This window comes from Psychrobacter sp. DWR1-2-3, assembly GCF_049896465.1.
Classification (GTDB): domain Bacteria; phylum Pseudomonadota; class Gammaproteobacteria; order Pseudomonadales; family Moraxellaceae; genus Psychrobacter; species Psychrobacter maritimus.
This window is the reverse complement of the sequence record NZ_JAFCUJ010000002.1, coordinates 144,491-164,133: the sequence shown is the minus strand read 5'-3', so window position 1 is coordinate 164,133 and position 19,643 is coordinate 144,491. Positions and strand designations below refer to the sequence as shown.

The following is a 19,643-nucleotide window of genomic DNA, read 5'->3' as shown; positions in this document are numbered from 1 at the left end:
ATCATATAATAAGAATACCTCATCAGGTATAAAAAGTTGCTACTGATGTATAGTCCTAACAACTTTTTTATCCGCACTATAAATAACACGTAAAACTTAAGGATGTCATATGGCAGGCCATTCAAAATGGGCAAATATCAAACACCGTAAAGCCCGTCAGGATGCGGTAAAAGGTAAAGTCTTTACCAAAATTATTCGTGAAATTGTTTCTGCTGCCAAGCAAGGTGACCCCGACCCTGATAAAAACCCACGCTTGCGTGCCGTTATCGAAAAAGCACTGTCAGTCAATATGACACGAGATACCATCAATCGCGCGGTTGCTCGTGGTACAGGCGGCGATGACAATGATAATATGGATGAGGTCAGCTACGAAGGCTATGGTGTCGGCGGCGTCGCAGTATTGGTCGAAACCTTGACTGATAACCTGAACCGTACGGTCAGTGAAGTGCGTCATGCTTTTACCAAAAACGAAGGCAACCTTGGCACCTCAGGCTCAGTGGCTTATCTATTTACCAAGCGCGGCGAAATCACCTTTAACGATATCAGCTTAGAAGAAGAAGTTATGCTAACAGCCTTAGACACTGGGGCACTTGATATCGAAAACGACGGCGAGTCACTACTGGTCATCACTGAATGGGAAAGTTTCGGTCAAGTCAAAGATGCGCTCAATGCGGCAGGTCTGGTCTCTGACAATGCTGAAGTGACTATGTCACCCTCTACCAGCGCTGAGATAGACAACGTTGAAGATGCCGAAAAAGTCATAAAAATGATTGATATGTTAGAAGATATCGACGATGTGCAAGAGGTCTATAGTAATGTGACTTTTTCAGATGAAGTTATGGCGCAGCTTGAGCAATAGTTCGAGCAATAGTTTCTAAGCAATATAACCATTTATCAACACCTTATTGATTATTAATAAAAAGGCGAAACATATTTAATGTTTCGCCTTTTTTAGTGTTTAAGCGCGGGTGATGAGCACTTTTTCCATGCTAAGTTTTGTAGCTCACCCCTTCCAGCGCTAACAAATACGCTTTCTTGTCTAAGCCGCCTGTATAACCACCAAGCTTACCATCGCTGGCAATTACTCGGTGACAAGGAATGATGATACTAAAGGGGTTTTTACCATTGGCATTAGCAACCGCACGAAAGCCTTTAGGATTACCTACGCGCTGCGCCAGTGTGGCATAGCTAATCGTTTCACCATGCTTGATGCCTTGTAACGCCCGCCATACCTGTTGTTGAAACTCAGTGCCTAAGCTTATATCTAATGGCAAATCAAATACTTGACGCTTACCCTCAAAATACGTGATTAATTGCGCTATCGCTTCTATAAGTAGCGCTTGAGAAGGCACGTCTTTGCTTAGGCTGTTTTGAGCGATAAAGGTAAAATCTTGATCGACAAGCCCATAATGCTTTTTAAGTTTAGGAATGGATTTTGAGCTGTGCCAAGAATCGCCCACCTGCAGCCAATTGACTTCGACCAGCTTAGGGCTGCTATCCGCTAGCGCACTAGCAATCAGTACTAACTGGTGCGACTCAACAGCTGCGATGGTGACTATCATGATTCTTCCCTCTAAACACTCATATTTTTAACACTTATTTATTCATTGAAAAAAACTACCAAGCGCTACTCTTTATCGTCAGTCTCAAATAGCGCTGCGACAAACTGTTTTGGACTAAAGGCGCGCAAATCATCAATCGACTCACCGACCCCAATATAACGAATCGGCACATCCGAGGTTTCAGCGATATTAAAGACCACACCACCTTTTGCAGTACCGTCTAATTTAGTAATAGTAATGCCGGTTAATGGCACGACTTTGTTAAACAATTCCACTTGGTTAATCGCATTTTGACCCGTGCCAGCGTCGAGGACAATCATACCTTCATGCGGCGCGCTTGGATCGGCTTTACGCATCACGCGCACGACTTTTTCAAGCTCCGCCATCAGGTGGGTTTTATTTTGCAAGCGCCCTGCGGTATCAGCGATTAATACATCGATATTTTTTGCTTTGGCAGATTGCATAGCATCAAAGATAACAGAGGCGCTGTCAGAGCCATGACCTTGGGCGACGACAGGAATGTTATTGCGTTCACCCCAGATTTGTAGCTGTTCAGTCGCGGCAGCTCGGAACGTATCGCCAGCTGCCAACATCACTGATTTACCTTCACCTTGTAGACGCTTAGCAAGTTTACCAATAGTCGTGGTTTTACCAACACCATTCACGCCCACCACCAAGATAACAAAAGGTTTTTTACTGGTATCAATAACGAGTGGCGCAACTTTTGGCGTTAAAATATCGACCAGCTCAGTTTGTAAGGCTTTATATAATGAATGGGCATAAATCAAATCGCCACGAGCGGTTTGCTCAGTGAGACTTTTGATAATACGGTTGGTTGCATTGACACCGATATCAGCCACCAACAGCTGGTCTTCAACCTCTTCTAATAGCTCATCATCAATCTCTTTACCACCGATAAGAATACTGACCATACCTTCGGCAAGATTTTTACGTGACTTACTTAGTCCCGTTTTCATGCGATTAAACCAGCTGCCTTTTTTCTTATTTTCCTCAGTCTGTTTTGACTCTTGTGACTCTTCTGTCGCGGCTGATAACTGCTGTATCTCGGTTTGTGCTTTATTTATAGCACTGGTATCACTAGTGGCAGATGTAGCGCTTGGTCTATCGCCCAGATGATCTTGCAAAGGCATGGTAGGAATGGTAGTTGTAGGCTGCGATGGAAGAGCGGCTTTATTAGTATTTACAGCGCCTGTTGCAGTTTCTACAGTAGATTCTAAAGTGTTTTCAGAAGAACTTTGTTTTTCTATCTCAACGATGGGCGTACCTAATGCTATATCTGCTGTATTACTCTTTTCTGCATCACTCTTTTCTGTATTACTGCTTGCAACGCTGTCTGACGCATCGACGATGGGTACCGTTTGCGCTGGCAGACTGGGTAAGGTAATATCATCGTCATCCAAATCATCAAGACCGCCGTCAAGGTTGATGACCACACGATTGCTATTATTGGGATTATTCATAAGCTTGCCCTAAAAGTTATCATTATCAGTAATTTGGTTTAAAGTGACTGTTTTTAAAGTAACTGTCTTTAAAGTGGTTTTTTAAAATGGCTGTTTTAAAATGACTATGCCGCCCGCTTTTTATTATTTAACGGGTGATTATTTTTAGCCTAGTTTAGCATAATTCAAGTGGTGCTTAGCCTTTAGCATTGTAGAGCACTGTCAAATTGTAAAAACCTGTCAATCCATAACAAACAGCCATGCCAAAAACCGTGCCAAACAGACTGTCATAAGCATTATAAAAAACATGCTAGCAATCATACGCTGGTCTAAGCAAGTTTCGCTTAAGGTTTGGACACAAAAATCTGACCTTTGATAGGCCAAACTTCGCCTACTCTTAGCGAGCGCTAAACCGTTGTATTTTTTAATTTACTCAACCACTTATATTGGAAATGACCTATGTTATCACTATCGAATAACTATAAAAAAATGACCCAAATGGGCGCCGCCGTGCTTCTCGCTACCATTGCATTATCGTCAACAGGCTGTAGCACCACTCAAGAATTTAAGCCGACCGCTAGCGTCATGGTTGGGGCGCATAAGTCGTTATAACGGTTTTATGCTCATAATAACGACGTACATTACTAGATGCATTAACATACGCTCTTCTCATTCTATAAATCAGTTACTTATCAGCTGCCTTTTTATATAAGTAGAACCTATCATGTCATTGTCACTGCCTTCATCACTGTTTCTGCCATCATCTGCTCACTCTCTACGCCTTGCCTGCGCTCTAGCTATGGCCACTACCCTTGCGGCTTGCCAAACCAGCGCGATTTCTTCGGCGAGTGAAGTTGCCACAAATAAAAATACTACAACTACAGATGTGATAAATAAAAACCAAACACTTAAAGATGCTGAGCAATCTTCAGCGCTGACCATGGATATGTCTGGTCGCCATGAATACAAGCTCGCAAATGGTCTAAAGATAGTGGTCAAAGAAGACCACCGCGCGCCTGTGGTCATGACCCAGATTTGGTATCGCGTCGGGTCAGCAGATGAGCCACTTGATAAAGGCGGCATCTCTCATGTGCTAGAGCATATGATGTTTAAAGGCACCACTGATGTGTCAAGCGACGATTATGAGCGTTTGATTGCTAAATTTGGCGGCGTTAATAATGCCTTTACCAGTTACGACTATACTGGCTATTACGAGCTATTCCCTGCCAATCGTTTGCCGTTAGCTTTAGAGCTAGAAGCGGATCGCATGAAAAACTTAATATTTGATGACAAAGCGTTTGCCAAAGAGCATCAAGTGGTGATGGAAGAGCGTCGTCAACGTACGGATGACAACCCCCTTGCCAAAGCTTATGAGTCCTTTCGCTTACTGGCATTGCCGAACAGCCCGAAAGGCGAATCGGTCATTGGACCCATGAGCGAGCTTGAATCAATCACCCTAAACGATTTAAAAGACTGGTATAAAATATGGTACGCGCCCAATAATGCGACGTTGGTTATCGTCGGTGATGTCGAACCAACCGAAGTATTGGCGCAGGTTAAACGTTACTTTGGGGCGCTAAAACCAAGCGCGCTACCCAAGCGTCCTGCGGTCACGCAAAAGGGCTTTCGCGGTTATCAGCAAGTAGAATCTGAGCAAGCGGTGCAAGTGCCAGTTTTATTAATGGGTTATAACGTGCCCAGTCTGGTGAGCGCTGGTGCTAATAATGAAAAACAAGCCTATGCGCTATCACTTGCTCAAGATGTATTAGATGGTGGTCTATCAGCGCGGCTAGAGAGCAGGTTGGTACGCGAGCAAGGACTACTTACTACGGTAGGTACGTCTTACGATTTGCTTGATCGCGGCGATGGACTGTTTTTGATACAAGCCACCCCGCGTGAAGGCATCAGCTTAGCGCAAGCACAACAAGCCATTATCAATGAGATTAATAAGCTATCGACCGACCCGATTGCTGCCGATGAAATCGAGCGCGCCAAAACCAATACTGTCACCGGTTTGGTGTATGCACAGGACAGCATGGAAGGTCAGGCGCGTATGATTGGCTCACTGCAATCTATCGGTCTTGATGATAGGTTACTGGCCAAATTGCCAACCAAGCTTGATAGCGTAACGATTGCGGATATCCAAGCGGCAAGTAAAAAGTATTTGGTCAAAGACAATTTAACGGTGATGCATATCATCCCGCCCAAAGAGGGTGTTAAAAAAGATAATATTAGCCAAGATAAGATGAGCAAAGATACCGTTAGTAAAAATGATGCTAATAAAGAAACGGCAAGCAAAGCTAAATAACATCAACATGCTCTCTAGTTACCTTGGCAAAAACCCGATACTTATGACCTTATTAATAAGAAGAAAGACATGACTCAAATACCTTTTCTTAAGAAAACCAAATTCTCATCTAATGTTAAGCAGCTTCCTTATTTGAGTGCTTGTGCATTCTTTGGGATGATGACCTTGACTACTATCGCACAGGCAGATATGGCAGGTGGCGAAGATGCTCGCACGCCGGCTGCCGCAGTCGATACCAGCGCGCCTATTGCCGCTTTAGCTAAGCTTAGTAGCCTTGATAATGCCAAACCTTTAGAAGTCACTGTTCCAAAGATTCAAACCTTTAAGACCAAAGCCGGTATTCCTGTGCTTTTTGTACCGACGACTACCTTACCCATTGTCGATATTGATTTGCGCTTTAACGCCGGTAGCGCACGTGATGGCAGTATCAGTAAATCAGGCTTTGGTATCGCCAATATGACCGCAACGATGCTTGAACAAGGCTCCAAACGCTTAGATGAAAATGAGTTCACGCGGGCGGTCGAAACCTTGGGTATCAATCTAAGCAGTGGCGCTTATAAAGACATGTTTATTGTCTCGTTGCGTAGCTTATCTGATGATAAGCATTTACTGCCTGCCGTTGACTTAATGACGCAAATGCTTACTGAACCCAGCTTTGACGAGCAAATATTAGCCCGTAATAAAGCACGCTTACTGGTCGGTTTACAACAGCAAAAACAAGACCCAGGCAGTCTTGCTAGCATTGCCTTTAGCAAGGCACTCTATGGCGACCATCCTTACGCCCATCCATCGGTTGGCACGCTTGAAACGGTTCCTAATATTAAAAGACAACAGTTAATCGACTTTAAAAACCGCTATCTAGTCGCCGCCAATGCGTCGCTTGCCATGACTGGTAATTTGACTTTGGCACAAGCAAAAAATTTGGCTGAAGAAATAACGGCTGACTTGCCAGCGGGCCAAGCGGCGACTACCCTACCCGAACCAAAACCATTAACCCAATCTCAGCACATTCATATTCCGTTTCCTAGTAGTCAAACCACGGTATTAATGGGGCAATTGGGCGATAAGCGCGCCACTGACCCCCAAGCGCAGCAAAAGCAAACCAACTTTGCCGTCGGTAATGAAGTATTAGCAGGAGGCGATTTTAACGCGCGCTTGATGACCGAAGTCAGGCAAAACCTTGGTTATACCTATGGCATTTCAGGCTCTATGAACCCGATGCTGGCGCGCGGACCTTATCAGATTGGTTTTTCGACTCGTAATGATAAAGCGCGCGCGGCGATTGATGCCAGCTTGGCGGTGATTAATGAGACGTTAGATAAAGGTATCACCAGCGATGAGATGAGATTGACCACGGATAATTTAAAAAACAGCTTCCCGATGGGTTTCGCCAGTAACGCAGGAATCAATAGTCTACTTGGCATGATGAATTTTTATCAGCTACCCAACAGTTATCTGACCAATTATGTCAGTCGTATCGAACAGGTTAAACTGTCAGAGGTCAACCAAACCCTGCGCGACACCTTAAAACCTGACGACTTTTTAATCGTTACCGTTGGTGAGGTTAACCCTTGGGATGAGAAGACGTCTAAGAAAAAACAATAAGCCTGATAGCATGTTTTTTATAGGCGTTTAAGAATATCGATTGAGCATTGATATACCTTTATTGATAATCAATTATCTATAAAAAATAAAATCGAAAAAAGCTCAGCCAGTAAATATTACTGGCTGAGCTTCTTTAATTCACGATATAGTTTTTAAAAACATACTATTTAATAGCGGCAAGCAGAGCTGCTACTGGCATGATTAAAGCCCCATTTACGATAACCATCAGTATCCAGATGAATTGCACCGGTAGAGTATAATCCTAGGCCAAAGTTGTGCGATTGACCCTGATATTGCCAAAACTCACATAAGCTGTCTTGCATGCGACTCAATTGCCATGGACTACTTTCATATTCTGGCACCCAAATATCCATCGCGCCGGCGGTCATATGCTTACTGGCGTTTGCCCCGCCTGCACAGCCATTTAACCCAGGACTGCGATAGACTGAACGTATCTCGGTATTGGCAGGCAAGATACCTTGGTTTTTGAGCTGACTATAAAGCTGCAAGGTCGGCACAATATTCGCCCATAGCTCCTGCGGCGGTAGCTGATAAGGCTCATAGCCGCATTTATCCCAACTACGGGCAGTCGTTAGCAGCTGTGATAAGGGCGGGACGTTTTGTGCCCCCACTCGTGAGCTTAAATAGCGCTGATAATTGGTCACTTGTCCGGCGCGGTAGCTATTACTATTTAACCACGTATTAAAATCCATACTGGTAAAATCGTTATAATTACTATTTCCGAAGTTATTATTACCAGTGTTATAAGTGGTGTTATAACGTGGCGTAACTTTATTGGTAATGACGCGTTTGCTCTCTTCTATCGACAAACCACTATCAAAATTAAATTCACGCTGTTTTTGTTGAATGAGCCCTTGCATACTATCGCCGCTTAAGCTATTTGACCCACTTCTGCCCTCGCTTAATATTGTCGCGCCGCCACTATAACTATTGCTTTGACTGCCATAATTTCTAGCAGGCGTGATATAGGCGTTAGAAGTGCTATCAGTAACGCTACTGCCATGGCGGATTTGGATACGGCGCTCACTATTATCACTTATAATAGCGGCAGAAGCCGAGACACTGCTGGCACAAATACATAGGGCAATAACAGGCTTATATATTTGCCTATAAACAGATTTTTTTGTCTTTATCATTATTAGAAACTACCGCTAAAAACGTTTTATCGATACTATCAAATTTTAAGCAAGCAGGCTAAACTATCGCAGCGAATCAGCGGTCACCTATTCGTTATTAACACTTATCCTTATAATGTTCATATTGACGTTACTTTATTACCAGCAAGTTACTTTATTCGCTATTATCTGGTTAAATGAACGCCTTATAATCACCGCTTGCTTGGTGATTAGTTGCTTAATTGCTTAATTGCTTAATTGATGAGCTATTATCCGTCAAACCCGACTTTTCTTTCACACCAACTGCCAGTCACATTTTGCCTATGTCTTCTAACCCGCAATACCGTTTTTCACGTCAGAGCCATCATCTAGGTCAAGGTCATGCGCCGACACTATGGCAACGTACTCATATTGACCCGTGGCTAACCTTACTGCTATTAACGGTTTGCTGTATTGGTTTGACAATTTTATACAGCGCATCCGGCCAAGATAGCGACATGGTCATACGCCAAATGGTCAGCTATGGCGTTGCCTTTACGGTGATGTTTATCATGGCGCAGATACCGCCTAGCCTCTATCGCACCTTTACCCCCATATTTTATGTGTTAGGGCTGATATTATTGGTACTGGTTGATATCATTGGCGAGGTGCGCATGGGTGCGCAGCGCTGGATTAACTTACCGGGATTTGGCAGTGTGCAGCCTTCAGAGTTTATGAAACTTGGCATGCCGATGATGTGTGCGTGGTTTTTATCCAAACGTGACTTACCGCCCTCACTATCCAGCATTGCCATCACTTTGGCGTTAATCGTAGTGCCGGTATTGTTAATCGCTAAAGAACCTGACCTTGGTACTTCATTACTGGTCGCTGCCAGTGGCATTTTTGTGTTGTTTTTGGCGGGGCTTTCGTGGCGATTGATTGCGAGTGCAGCGGCTTTGGCGGTACCTTTTGTCGCTTTCGCTTGGAACTTTTTATTACATGATTACCAACGTACGCGCGTCTTAACCCTATTTAATCCTGAGGCTGATGTACAAGGAGCTGGCTGGAATATCATTCAATCTAAAACCGCTATTGGTGCAGGCGGCCTTACTGGCAAAGGCTATCTTGAAGGCACGCAGTCCCATCTACATTTTCTACCAGAAGGTCATACTGACTTTATCATTGCCGCATTTTCTGAAGAATTTGGCCTGCTTGGCGTGATATTACTCATGTCTATTTATGCCTGTGTGCTGACTCGTGCCTTATATATCGCATTCAGCCATCCTGATACCTATAGTCGATTATTGGCAGGCGCGATTGCTATGTCCTTTTTTGTCTATGTTTTCGTCAATGTCGGTATGGTCGGCGGCATTTTGCCGGTTGTCGGCGTGCCTTTGCCTTTTATTAGTTATGGCGGTACAGCTATCGTTACCTTAATGGCAGGTTTCGGCTTATTGATGTCAATCCATACTCATAAATCTGATTAATGCTTTTTTAAGCAACTTGCAAATTTAAACAGCTTGCAAAGTGAATTATGTATAGCAATTTTTATGCTTAATGGCCGTTTTAGCATTGGTTAAAATAACGACACAAACACGCTATTAAGCATCCAATTTAGTCATTTAAAAAGTCATTAGGCAGCAAATCGGTGGGCAAATTTAGGAAGAATTTGCCATCAGCATTCATTCAGCCTTTATTCCATATCAACACAGAATTTGCAAAATTAGGCGGACATTTGTTGTTTTAACCTAGTTTTATTTGTAATCAATTCTACATAGATTGTCATAAAAACCCTAACATCACGCACTTATTAATAATGATAAGTCATTGTTATTCTTACAATTTATACCAATAACCTACCAGCTACAACCCTATAAAAACCCACTATTAGTCCATTCATACTGAGAGGTTTTATTCCTTGTTTTTTACAAATAATTGCGTTAACCTCGTTTTATGGTAGATATGATACATAACCCGTACATAGCTACTAACAAACTTATCATTCAATTATATTGTCGTTGTAGCTCCTCCGTATAGTTAGCAACTTGTAGATTTCAGACTTTCAAAGTTACTACTTAATTAACGGTTTAATAACAAAGTAATACGTAATACACTTTAAACTCTTTATTAATTTAGCATTGTGTGAAAGTTTGGTAATCGAATAGCAGCATCCCATTTTAGTGGTTGATGCGTTATTTAATTCATATTGTTAACTATCATTTGAGCGTGTCATAAGTTAAGTTTGGTGATTTGTCCCTAAATCATAAACGCCTACTCACTTATGATGATGAAATAAAAATTACCATATATTAAAATTTATTGAAGCCGGGCGGTAACGTCAGTCATTATGAGAAAGGTGATTGATCTCGGTTTTAGGGTTTGCGGCTGGGTTAGATTGGTCTAACGCTGCCTCGCTCCATCTAAGAGGTTTTTAGTGTTAAGTTTTGATGTATAAGTTATAGAGGTACTTATGAATAAGCGTTTATCTGGTTTACTTACAATGTCAGCGGTTTTATTTGCTGGCTCTGCAGTCGCTTCTAATGCAAATGCGGTAGAATCAAAAACCTCCCTTGCAATGATCTCGCAAGATAACGCCTCCCATATTGACCGTGTACTCGGTGAACTTAGTCGTCAGCACGACGGCGCATCAAGCTTAGTTAAGTCTGCCCGCCAACCTACTTCATTGGCACTGAGCAGCTCACTGTTGGCCAGTGACACCGCACAAGTATCTAAAGACGAAGATGTACTAGAACGCCTAACAGCAGTCGCCTCTAACTCTGTGAGCAAATTCAAGCAAACCGGCTTAGCCTCTTGGTATGGTCGTCAGTTTCATGGTCGCAAAACCGCTAGCGGTGAGACTTTTGATATGAATGGCCTAACCGCTGCGCACCGTTCGCTACCACTGAACTGCTACGTTAAAGTGACCAATAAAAACAATGGTAAAAGCGTTGTGGTAAAAGTAAATGATCGTGGTCCATTCCATGGTAACCGTGTGTTAGATTTGTCTTATGGTGCGGCCAAGCAACTTGGTATTACCGGTAAAGGTGTGGGTAACGTGGCTATTGAACGTGTTTCAGGCCCATCCTCTTAAACCATTAACGTCTTAGAACAATAGCGTTTTAAGCCCTTAACGGTTTCGTATAATAGAAAAATCGTACTTTTAGCTTCAAATAAAAAGCGCCTAACTCATTCAAAGTTAGGCGCTTTTTTGTTGTGTAAATTTTAATTATGAATATAAAAGGGTTTGCTATTAAAACCTTATAGCTCAAACGCGCGTTCAATCGCATCATCTAAGCGTTCTACTGCAATCACATTAATACCTTTGAACTGCGGTGCGTCTTTGGCAGGCGCATTGGCTTTAGGAATAATCGCATGTTTAAAGCCATGTTTCATTGCTTCTTTTAAGCGTTCTTGACCATTAGGTACAGGGCGAATCTCACCTGACAAACCAACTTCACCAAATACGGCAAGTGATGAGGGTAAAGGTTTTTCTTTGATACTAGAGGCACAAGCTAAGAGCACTGCCAAGTCAGACCCTGTTTCTATTACTTTCACGCCGCCAACGACGTTGACATAGACGTCTTGTCCGCTGGTATGGATACCGCCGTGGCGATGCATGACCGCTAGCAACATCGATAACCGCTGAAAATCTAGTCCTAATGCCATGCGCCTAGGTGAGCCTTGTGAATCATCAACCAAGGCCTGTACTTCGACCAGTAACGGTCTGGTACCTTCACGGCTCACCATCACCACAGAGCCTGCTACGGGTTTGTCATAACGGCTTAAAAATATCGCTGACGGATTGGCGACCTCTTTAAGCCCCATATCGGTCATGCCAAAAATCCCTAACTCATTGACCGCGCCAAAACGGTTTTTCACCGCGCGTATCATACGAAAACGCGAGTCAGACTGACCTTCAAAATATAAAACCGTATCAACCATATGCTCAAGCACACGTGGCCCTGCCAGCGTTCCTTCTTTGGTCACATGTCCCACTAAGAATAGTGCCGTACCGGTTTGCTTGGCATAACGGGTTAAAATAGCCGCCGACTCGCGAATCTGACTGACGCCGCCCGGTGCCGAATTGATTGCATCGGTATAAATGGTCTGAATCGAATCAATAATAGCAATCGCAGGCTGCTCTTGGGTCAATGCCGCGCAAATAGTTTCGACGTTGGTTTCAGCAAGTACACGCAACCTATCAGCAGGCAAATCTAAACGTTTAGCACGCATAGCCACCTGCGCCAATGATTCCTCACCCGTCACATACAGAGCACTACCCGCCAATGAATCAGCCTTTGCCATATTGGTCGCGGTTTGCAGCAAAATCGTCGATTTACCGATACCTGGGTCACCACCTATCAAAACGACAGAACCGGCCACCAATCCGCCACCTAATACCCGATCAAACTCACTGATACCGGTTGGTAAACGCGTATCTAAACCGACGCTTACGGCATTGAGTGGCATGACCGCACTATGTGTGCCGGAATAGTTCCCGGTTGGTGCTCCACCCGACGAGCGAGGTGTTGCACGATTTGCTGCTGGTTTAGCAGTGCTTTTGTTATGATGAGGCATGCTGATATTTGGGGCTTCAACTAAGCTGTTCCATTCGCCGCAATCAGAGCACTGTCCCGACCATTTACCAAAATGTGCACCGCAGCCTTGGCAGACATAGCTACTTTTATTTTTTGCCATAACGTATGAACCTTATTCAGCTGGTCAATCGAAAGTAATAAATAAAGAATAATAGATAGAATTTATGAAGCTCTGTAAAAGCTTTAATATAAGAGTGTTAGAGATGATATATCAGCCTGTAGAATCAGGTGATAATTTATAGAAGCCTGTGCTTGCAAAGAATGTACTGACAAAGATTGCTCTTATAAAAAAGCAATCACCAAATATCCGTAGAAGGTCTGCCTAATAACGAAATATTTGGCTAAAAATACAGATGAGGTTTTAAAGAAAGTATATCGGCTAAGCCGTAAGATTATTTTATACCTGAAAATCTTTACCAAGATAAACAGATTTTACCAATTCATTTTCTAATACTTCGCTCGACGTCCCTTCAGCAATAATAGCGCCTTCTGAAACGATATAGGCTTTTTCACAAATTGCTAAAGTATCACGTACATTATGGTCAGTAATTAAAACCCCAATACCACGATTTTTTAGAGTTAAAATAACGTCTTTAATATCCCCTACAGAGATAGGGTCAACACCTGCAAAAGGCTCATCTAATAAGATAAATTTGGGGTCGGCAGCCAAAGCGCGGGCAATCTCACAACGACGGCGCTCACCACCTGAAACACTCATGCCGAGTGACTTGCGCACATGTTCTAAATGGAACTCGCCGATGAGTTTTTCAAGCTCTTGGCGCTGCTCAGAGGCGCTCAACTCTTTACGAGTTTGCAGAATAGCTAAGATATTGTCTTCAATCGATAATTTACGGAAAATAGACGCTTCTTGCGGCAAATAACCAATACCGGCGCGCGCACGCTCATGCATGGCATATTTTGATAAATCCATTTTTCCTAAGGTCACACGGCCCTTATCCATGTTGACCAGTCCCACTACCATATAAAAACTGGTGGTTTTGCCCGCTCCGTTTGGACCTAGTAATCCAACGACTTGCCCTTGTTCAACAGAGAATGACACATCTTTCACCACCCAGCGTTTACCATAGCGCTTACCTAAATTTTGCATCGTTAAACGAGCGACAGGTTCAGAGCTATTAGCTGACGCTACAGAGTCATTATTAAGCTCATTGCTATTAACAACATTATTTTTAATATCACTCATAACTTATTCATCACTTACTTGTAAAGTTGCAACACTCAAGCACTAATATGGATAGCTTAAATACGGACGGCTTACATGTTTAATAGTTTAAAGATTTTAAGGCATGCAGCTTTATTAGCCATCTAACCAATTGTCATTTAACGTGTTAATCGGTTTAATTACTTAGCGTATGCTGCTTTGATTGGTGCTGTTATTAGGCGGGAAAACCAACTCTACGCGTTGATTGCCACCAGCGGTTGCTTCTACATCGCCCGCTTTTAAGCTATAACGAATGACATTACCAGCAAAGCTTGCGCCATTTTGTACCAGTTTTGCATTGCCTGTAAGCGTAACGATACCTGTGACCGCGTTATAGTCAATTTTATTGGCCTGACCTTTTGCCAAGCCTTTTTCTTGTGTAACCACCTGCTGCATAGTGGCTGGACGACCGGTTGCGACGGCCGAATTGATGCTGCGACCCTGTGATAAATTGACCGTAATATTATCAGCGGTCATCTTAAACGTCCCTTGCGTAATCACTACCGTACCCGAATAGCTGGTAATTCCTGTGCGTTCGCTATAAGTGGCTTTATCGGCCAATAATTTGATTTCTTGATTGGCATCTGATGGCAAGGCATGGCTATATAACGGCAAGGCTAACAGCATCACCATCGGCAGCGCACGTAATCCGTTCGTTACTTGGATATAGCGCGTCGATAGCAAGCGTAAAGTAGGCAAAAAAGTGGATTTCATAAAAGTTACTCGTGTCATTATGGGTAGTAGAGTTTGCAAACTTCCTGCTAGGTGCTGCTGTTAATATGCATCTAATATCAGTATAAAGGCTAAAATAATCGGGTGATTAGGACAATATTAAAGCGGCAGCTGATATTAATTTAAAACTTAGGTCATGGCTGAATCTATTAAAACAAGGCTTTGTCTTGGCGTTTCGCTGGCGTAAAGGCAACCGCAACCTTGCCAAATTCATAATCACCAGTTTCAAGATTGGCAGTCATGCTAGAGGCCTCAAAGCGATTCATACCTTGCTCTACTTTGACTGGCTCATCACTATAAACTTGACCTGACTTGGTATTGCCTTTTAATGTAGTACCCGTCACTTTAATAGGTTCAACATCGGACGCACCGGCTTTACCTTCGCTGACCAAGGAGAAACCGCCTGATAAGCTCATTTCACCCGTCTGCTGACTGATAGCGGCGCTACCCGCTTCAATACGATAGCGCTGCTCATCTGAAGGCTCCCAATTCATCGTAATGCCTTTCATCTCATCCTTATTGGTCACAGGATTGTGGGTCAATGATTCAGCACTCAGCTCGTACTCAGTTTCACCTTTCTCATTGGTCTGTACCGCCTTGATATCGGTGGCTTCATAATCAACATCCGTCGCTTCGATACTGACCGGTGGTGTAATCTCTCCTTGCTGCTTAAAAAACCAGCCAGCAATCACAGCGAGAATCAACGCAAGAACGATTAAAACACGAGTATTCACGACAAGTTATCCTGAGTTTTGGCTTCATCAAGCGTATAAGACGCAATAAATTCTTGATAGTGGCCATGACCCTTTAAAATCAGATCACATATTTCACGTACAGCGCCGGTGCCGCCTGCGCGCGTGGTCACCATATGGCTGCGTTTTATGACTTCTGCATGCGCGTTTGGCACAGTTGCAGCAAAACCAACGGTTTGCATCGCTTTAATATCGGGTAAATCATCGCCCATATAGGCACAATCGGCAGCGGTGATATTGAGCGCAGGATCAAGCGTGGCTAATAGCTCGTTTAGAGCAATCAGCTTATCATCACGACCTTGGACAATGTGATTGACACCCATCTCAGCAGCGCGCTTATCTACCATAGGGCTGCTACGACCGGTGATAATGGCGGTTAAAATACCATAACGTGCCAACGACTTAACGCCCACGCCATCTTGTACTGAAAAGGCCTTGGTTTCAATACCATTAGCATCGTAAATAATTTGGCCGTTTGATAAAATACCATCAACATCCATGACCAATAACTTCACTTGTCCAGCTTTTTTAATTAAGTCTTGCATCAGTGCTCTCTTATTAAAGGCTTTTTTAATATGGTAGTTATTAATATAGTACTTATTAATACAATAATCATGAATGCCATCATTGTTAATACAGGCCTTACTTCACACCGGCTTGTAATAAATCATGCACCGTAATGACGGCTTCCAAGCGCTCTGCCTCATCAATAATCAGCAGCTGGCTAATCCCATTTTCATTCATCACACTTAGCGCATCTGATGCGCGCATGCTTTTACTGACGCGACGTGGATTGCTTACCATCAAATCACGCATCGGAGTTTGCAAATCAATGCCTTTCTCTAAGCCGCGGCGCAAATCACCATCGGTAAATACACCGACCACTTTTTGTTCGTCATCGGTGACCACTGTCATACCCAAACGCCCAGCCGACATGGTAAATAAAGCGTCTTGTAGTGGCGCTTGTTGATTAATCAGCGGTAAGTTTTCTGAATTGGTATGCATCAAATCTTCAACGCGCGTCAGTAGCTGTCGTCCTAGCGCGCCAGCGGGATGCGATAATGCAAAATCTTCTGAAGTAAAGTTGCGGGCATGAACCAAAGCCACTGCCAATGCATCGCCTAATGCCAAAGTCGCCGTGGTACTAGAAGTCGGGGCAAGATTAAGCGGGCAAGCTTCCTGTGATTTACCAAGCGTCAGAACGATGTCCGCTGCACGTGGTAGCATGCCGCGTTTATCTCGGCTGATACTAATCAGCGGAATATTCAAGCGCTTAACTACGGGCAGCAGCATTCTAATCTCGTCCGATTCACCCGAGTTTGAGATGGCAAGTAAGACGTCGCCCTGTACTAACATCCCTAAATCACCATGCCCTGCTTCACCTGGGTGCATAAAAAATGCTGGCGTGCCCGTAGAAGCAAAGGTCGCTGCTATTTTGCGCCCAATGAGTCCTGACTTACCCATTCCCGTCACCACCACTCGCCCTTGACAGGCTAAGATAATATCGCAGGCTTGGGCAAATCTATCATCGATTTGTTCAGTTAACAATTCTAGTGCCGCCATCTCAGTATGAATCGCTTCGATAGCAGTACTAATAAATTGTTGATGGGTTAAATTGCGTTGGGGATTACTCATACAGCAGCTCGATATTTAGTGACTTTACATTCAGCGACTTTCAATTTAGTAACTTTCAATTTAGTAATTTTTAATTATATAACTTAAAACTTAATGACTTTAAATTCTTCAAATTGAAATATGCGATGAATCAATAGAATATTTTACTATACTATGCTCTCAATTAATAATGCTCTCGATTAATAACGCTCTAGCTTAATAGTATAGCGCATGATGATATGCCATCATTTTAGCACTAACATTGGCATTGCTAGATGCAATTATACGTCTATTTATACAAAAAAAACCCACTATAATATAGTAGGTCTCAATCAGATATAGAACATTTTAATAACATACTTTTTAATTAAGCATTACTTTAGATTTGAGCAATATGTTTCTAGCTCATTATTGCAAGCACAACCTCTTAAGTACGATGTTTTGGGTATAAAACTTAAACACAGTACTTTCAACGTAGATTTTAGTTATTACTGTCGTCAGTATCGTCATTTGGTTTATTCTCGAAGCCCGCATTATCTGACGGCGCCTCAAAACCACGGTCTTGACCAAAACCACCGCGCTCAAAACCGCGTTCTTGACTTTGACCAAAGCTGCCACGCTCAAAACCGCGCTCTTGACCTTGGCTAAAGCCGCCACGATTAAAGCCACTACGATTGGCAAAACCCCGCTCTTCAAAACCACCTGTGCTCGCAAGGTTACTACCGCGCTCAAAGCCACTACTCATACCACCACCTTGATAACCAACGGGTGCGGCACTTGGCGTGGCTGTACTGGTGCCCATTGCTGTGCTACTTCTAGGATTGCGCGCTGGCACTACTGTTGAGATGGCATGTTTATAAACCATTTGGCTAACGGTATTTTTTAGCAATACCACGTATTGGTCAAATGACTCGATTTGACCTTGTAGTTTAATACCATTTACTAAAAAAATAGAAACGGGGATGCGATCTTTGCGCAGCGAATTCAAGAACGGATCTTGTAAGGTTTGTCCTTTTGACATGAAATCTCTCCTAAATATTGTATAATTATTTTTAATGCCAATTATTTTAAGTGTCGCTTTAATTATAATGGCTAAGGGCAGATACAATAATAAGTTTTATTTATAAAACGTATCTAAATAAGCGCTCATTGTTGTTAAGTGATTCCACTTTATCGTGAATACATTATTATTGTAAATTATTAAGTAACCACTTGTTTCAAAAGCCATCTTATCAACAAACGTTAATTAATGACCATTAAACAAGCGGTTATATAAATATAATTCCCACTGTGCTACTAGGTTTAAATTATAGCAGCTATCTACATTATACTTTGAAACTAATTGTCATTATTTTTTACGCATTGCTAATTCCGCTATCGGTTTAATCCGTCAGCAATATAAGCAGGTGTCGATATAAATAGGCATCAATATAAATAATCTCGCACCTGTGCCATGGTATCAAACGTTTTTATCGTTATAGGATTGTCTATCTGCTTATCATCATTAGACACATCACCAGATAAATCAGACAATTGAGTAAGTTTACGCAGCCAAGTGTATTGGCGCTTTGCTAGCTGTCTTGTCGCATATAATGCCTTATTTTGCATTTGCTGACAAGCAAGCGCCTCAGTCTGGCTAGTGTGCTCGGGCGCTTGAATGGCTAGCTGAGCTGTGCGCTCGGATCTTATCGGCCCACTTATTGAAGCATCTAATTGACCAAAAGCATCATAAAACTGTGCTTTATCTAAATGTGCTTGCTCAAATACTGGGTGATTAATATGCACAAGGTACTCCAATACTTGCCGATAGCCAACACAGCGCATCGATGGCAAATTGGGCGTCAGTGGATACTGCTCAAGTAACCCTATCACTTCAGCGACCAATCCTTCATTCCACATGATATCCAAACGTTGCTCGATACGCTTATGCAACCATGGGCGATCAGGCATCACTGCCAACGCATGCCAATTTTGATTGGGATTATGAGCCAAAGCCTGTTTAGGCTTTTTTTGCCAATCACTGATGGGCATATTGGTTTGTAGATAGACTTCAAGCGCTCGAGTAATACGTTGAGTATCCGTGCCGTTGAGTCGCTCATGGCTAATCGGATCTATCTTACCAAGATAGTCATAGAGCGCATTGATACTTTCCTCTCGCCGCCACTGCTCCACGCGTGCGCGCACGTTATCATCACTGTCTGGGACTGGCGATAGCCCATCAATGAGCGCCATGTAATACATCATGGTACCACCAACGAGCAAGGGTATTTTGCCATGCTCATGACAGCTATCAATCAAACGGGCAACATCATTAACGAATTCCGCAACGCTATAGCTCTGCATCGGGTCAATGATATCGACTAAATGATGCGGATAGCGCGCCAGCTCGGTTGCTGTTGGTTTCGCCGTACCGATATTCATATCACGATATATCAGCGCTGAATCGACCGAAATCAGCTCATAACGTCCGGTATCGTATAACTCATACGCCAGTGCAGTCTTGCCACTCGCGGTTGGTGCCATCAAACACACCACGCTATTATCCGTTAGCTTGGAATTGAGGCGATAAGATGAGCTGTCAGACGAAATTTGCATAGAATTGCCTTTATTAATTATATGATTAGCGCTAAGGAAATTTGCGACTTGTCACTGCTAAAATTTGCTTATTATATTTT

The 19,643-nt window shown here is 43.0% G+C and carries 16 protein-coding genes and 1 pseudogene; 6 read left to right on the top strand and 11 right to left on the bottom strand.

Features of this window, described 5'->3' with window-relative positions; genetic code table 11:
• Positions 1–109 precede the first annotated feature (109 nt).
• A complete protein-coding gene (locus ACP7AA_RS03945) occupies positions 110–859 on the top strand; it encodes a YebC/PmpR family DNA-binding transcriptional regulator (protein WP_426222733.1) in 750 nt (249 codons plus the stop codon).
• Between the two features lie 130 nt (positions 860–989).
• Here ACP7AA_RS03945 and ACP7AA_RS03940 read toward each other — a convergent pair whose 3' ends face one another.
• Both ACP7AA_RS03940 and ftsY read right to left on the bottom strand, forming a co-directional pair.
• Complete coding sequence (locus ACP7AA_RS03940) at positions 990–1,562, bottom strand: methylated-DNA--[protein]-cysteine S-methyltransferase (RefSeq protein WP_426222732.1); 573 nt, start codon at positions 1,560–1,562, stop codon at positions 990–992.
• Between the two features lie 65 nt (positions 1,563–1,627).
• Complete coding sequence (gene ftsY / locus ACP7AA_RS03935) at positions 1,628–2,539, bottom strand: signal recognition particle-docking protein FtsY (protein ID WP_227670435.1); 912 nt, start codon at positions 2,537–2,539, stop codon at positions 1,628–1,630.
• Positions 2,540–3,481: 942 nt separating this feature from the next.
• Here ftsY and ACP7AA_RS03930 point away from each other — a divergent pair.
• The 3 genes from ACP7AA_RS03930 to ACP7AA_RS03920 all read left to right on the top strand — a co-directional run bounded on the left by ACP7AA_RS03930 (position 3,482) and on the right by ACP7AA_RS03920 (position 6,935).
• Entirely contained in the window at positions 3,482–3,634 is a 153-nt protein-coding gene (locus tag ACP7AA_RS03930) for a hypothetical protein (protein WP_201565270.1), read from the top strand.
• Positions 3,635–3,821: 187 nt separating this feature from the next.
• Positions 3,822–5,330, top strand: coding sequence for a M16 family metallopeptidase (locus tag ACP7AA_RS03925; RefSeq protein WP_426222731.1), 1,509 nt, complete (start codon positions 3,822–3,824; stop codon positions 5,328–5,330).
• A gap of 69 nt (positions 5,331–5,399) precedes the next feature.
• Positions 5,400–6,935: a M16 family metallopeptidase gene (locus ACP7AA_RS03920; RefSeq protein ID WP_426222730.1), complete on the top strand. Its 1,536-nt coding sequence runs from the start codon at positions 5,400–5,402 to the stop codon at positions 6,933–6,935.
• A 167-nt stretch (positions 6,936–7,102) separates the two neighbouring features.
• On the opposite strand, the gene ACP7AA_RS03915 is transcribed toward ACP7AA_RS03920, so the two are convergent.
• Positions 7,103–8,092: a D-Ala-D-Ala carboxypeptidase family metallohydrolase gene (locus ACP7AA_RS03915; RefSeq protein WP_426222729.1), complete on the bottom strand. Its 990-nt coding sequence runs from the start codon at positions 8,090–8,092 to the stop codon at positions 7,103–7,105.
• A gap of 302 nt (positions 8,093–8,394) precedes the next feature.
• On the opposite strand from ACP7AA_RS03915, the gene rodA reads away from it, so the two are divergent.
• Both rodA and ACP7AA_RS03905 read left to right on the top strand, forming a co-directional pair.
• Positions 8,395–9,537, top strand: a complete 1,143-nt coding sequence (gene rodA, locus ACP7AA_RS03910) for a rod shape-determining protein RodA (protein WP_426222728.1) — start codon at positions 8,395–8,397, stop codon at positions 9,535–9,537.
• Between the two features lie 1,256 nt (positions 9,538–10,793).
• Positions 10,794–11,141: pseudogene (locus ACP7AA_RS03905) on the top strand (septal ring lytic transglycosylase RlpA family protein); the annotation flags it as partial.
• 167 nt (positions 11,142–11,308) lie between these two features.
• Here ACP7AA_RS03905 and radA read toward each other — a convergent pair.
• The 8 genes from radA to miaA form a co-directional block, all read right to left on the bottom strand.
• Positions 11,309–12,748: a DNA repair protein RadA gene (gene radA / locus ACP7AA_RS03900; RefSeq protein ID WP_426222727.1), complete on the bottom strand. Its 1,440-nt coding sequence runs from the start codon at positions 12,746–12,748 to the stop codon at positions 11,309–11,311.
• Positions 12,749–13,045: 297 nt separating this feature from the next.
• The gene (gene lptB, locus ACP7AA_RS03895) at positions 13,046–13,756 is read right to left on the bottom strand and encodes an LPS export ABC transporter ATP-binding protein (protein ID WP_201565290.1); all 711 of its coding nucleotides are present in this window, start codon (positions 13,754–13,756) and stop codon (positions 13,046–13,048) included.
• 258 nt (positions 13,757–14,014) lie between these two features.
• Positions 14,015–14,503, bottom strand: a complete 489-nt coding sequence (lptA, locus tag ACP7AA_RS03890; protein WP_183619124.1) for a lipopolysaccharide transport periplasmic protein LptA — start codon at positions 14,501–14,503, stop codon at positions 14,015–14,017.
• Positions 14,504–14,751: 248 nt separating this feature from the next.
• Complete coding sequence (lptC, locus tag ACP7AA_RS03885) at positions 14,752–15,336, bottom strand: LPS export ABC transporter periplasmic protein LptC (RefSeq protein ID WP_201565264.1); 585 nt, start codon at positions 15,334–15,336, stop codon at positions 14,752–14,754.
• The gene (locus ACP7AA_RS03880) at positions 15,333–15,899 is read right to left on the bottom strand and encodes a KdsC family phosphatase (protein ID WP_201625158.1); all 567 of its coding nucleotides are present in this window, start codon (positions 15,897–15,899) and stop codon (positions 15,333–15,335) included. The genes lptC and ACP7AA_RS03880 overlap by 4 nt, the downstream gene beginning before the upstream one ends.
• 97 nt (positions 15,900–15,996) lie before the next feature.
• Positions 15,997–16,989, bottom strand: coding sequence for a KpsF/GutQ family sugar-phosphate isomerase (locus ACP7AA_RS03875; RefSeq protein WP_201625159.1), 993 nt, complete (start codon positions 16,987–16,989; stop codon positions 15,997–15,999).
• Positions 16,990–17,449: 460 nt separating this feature from the next.
• Positions 17,450–17,989: an RNA chaperone Hfq gene (gene hfq, locus ACP7AA_RS03870; protein WP_426222726.1), complete on the bottom strand. Its 540-nt coding sequence runs from the start codon at positions 17,987–17,989 to the stop codon at positions 17,450–17,452.
• A 404-nt stretch (positions 17,990–18,393) separates the two neighbouring features.
• Positions 18,394–19,563 (bottom strand): tRNA (adenosine(37)-N6)-dimethylallyltransferase MiaA, encoded by a 1,170-nt coding sequence (miaA, locus tag ACP7AA_RS03865; protein ID WP_426222725.1) that lies wholly within the window; start codon positions 19,561–19,563, stop codon positions 18,394–18,396.
• Between the last annotated feature and the right edge of the window lie 80 nt (positions 19,564–19,643).

What these genes read in the sequence shown, in the direction of transcription:
- ACP7AA_RS03875 (WP_201625159.1), bottom strand. Translation starts at nt 16,989, where the DNA reads ATGAGTAATCCCCAACGCAATTTAACCCATCAACAATTTATTAGTACT.
- ACP7AA_RS03920 (WP_426222730.1), top strand. Translation starts at nt 5,400, where the DNA reads ATGACTCAAATACCTTTTCTTAAGAAAACCAAATTCTCATCTAATGTT.
- ACP7AA_RS03925 (WP_426222731.1), top strand. Translation starts at nt 3,822, where the DNA reads ATGGCCACTACCCTTGCGGCTTGCCAAACCAGCGCGATTTCTTCGGCG.
- hfq (WP_426222726.1), bottom strand. Translation starts at nt 17,989, where the DNA reads ATGTCAAAAGGACAAACCTTACAAGATCCGTTCTTGAATTCGCTGCGC.
- ACP7AA_RS03945 (WP_426222733.1), top strand. Translation starts at nt 110, where the DNA reads ATGGCAGGCCATTCAAAATGGGCAAATATCAAACACCGTAAAGCCCGT.
- radA (WP_426222727.1), bottom strand. Translation starts at nt 12,748, where the DNA reads ATGGCAAAAAATAAAAGTAGCTATGTCTGCCAAGGCTGCGGTGCACAT.
- rodA (WP_426222728.1), top strand. Translation starts at nt 8,395, where the DNA reads ATGTCTTCTAACCCGCAATACCGTTTTTCACGTCAGAGCCATCATCTA.
- ACP7AA_RS03930 (WP_201565270.1), top strand. Translation starts at nt 3,482, where the DNA reads ATGTTATCACTATCGAATAACTATAAAAAAATGACCCAAATGGGCGCC.
- lptA (WP_183619124.1), bottom strand. Translation starts at nt 14,503, where the DNA reads ATGGTGATGCTGTTAGCCTTGCCGTTATATAGCCATGCCTTGCCATCA.
- ACP7AA_RS03880 (WP_201625158.1), bottom strand. Translation starts at nt 15,899, where the DNA reads ATGCAAGACTTAATTAAAAAAGCTGGACAAGTGAAGTTATTGGTCATG.
- ftsY (WP_227670435.1), bottom strand. Translation starts at nt 2,539, where the DNA reads ATGAAAACGGGACTAAGTAAGTCACGTAAAAATCTTGCCGAAGGTATG.
- lptB (WP_201565290.1), bottom strand. Translation starts at nt 13,756, where the DNA reads ATGCAAAATTTAGGTAAGCGCTATGGTAAACGCTGGGTGGTGAAAGAT.
- ACP7AA_RS03940 (WP_426222732.1), bottom strand. Translation starts at nt 1,562, where the DNA reads ATGATAGTCACCATCGCAGCTGTTGAGTCGCACCAGTTAGTACTGATT.
- ACP7AA_RS03915 (WP_426222729.1), bottom strand. Translation starts at nt 8,092, where the DNA reads ATGATAAAGACAAAAAAATCTGTTTATAGGCAAATATATAAGCCTGTT.
- miaA (WP_426222725.1), bottom strand. Translation starts at nt 19,563, where the DNA reads ATGCAAATTTCGTCTGACAGCTCATCTTATCGCCTCAATTCCAAGCTA.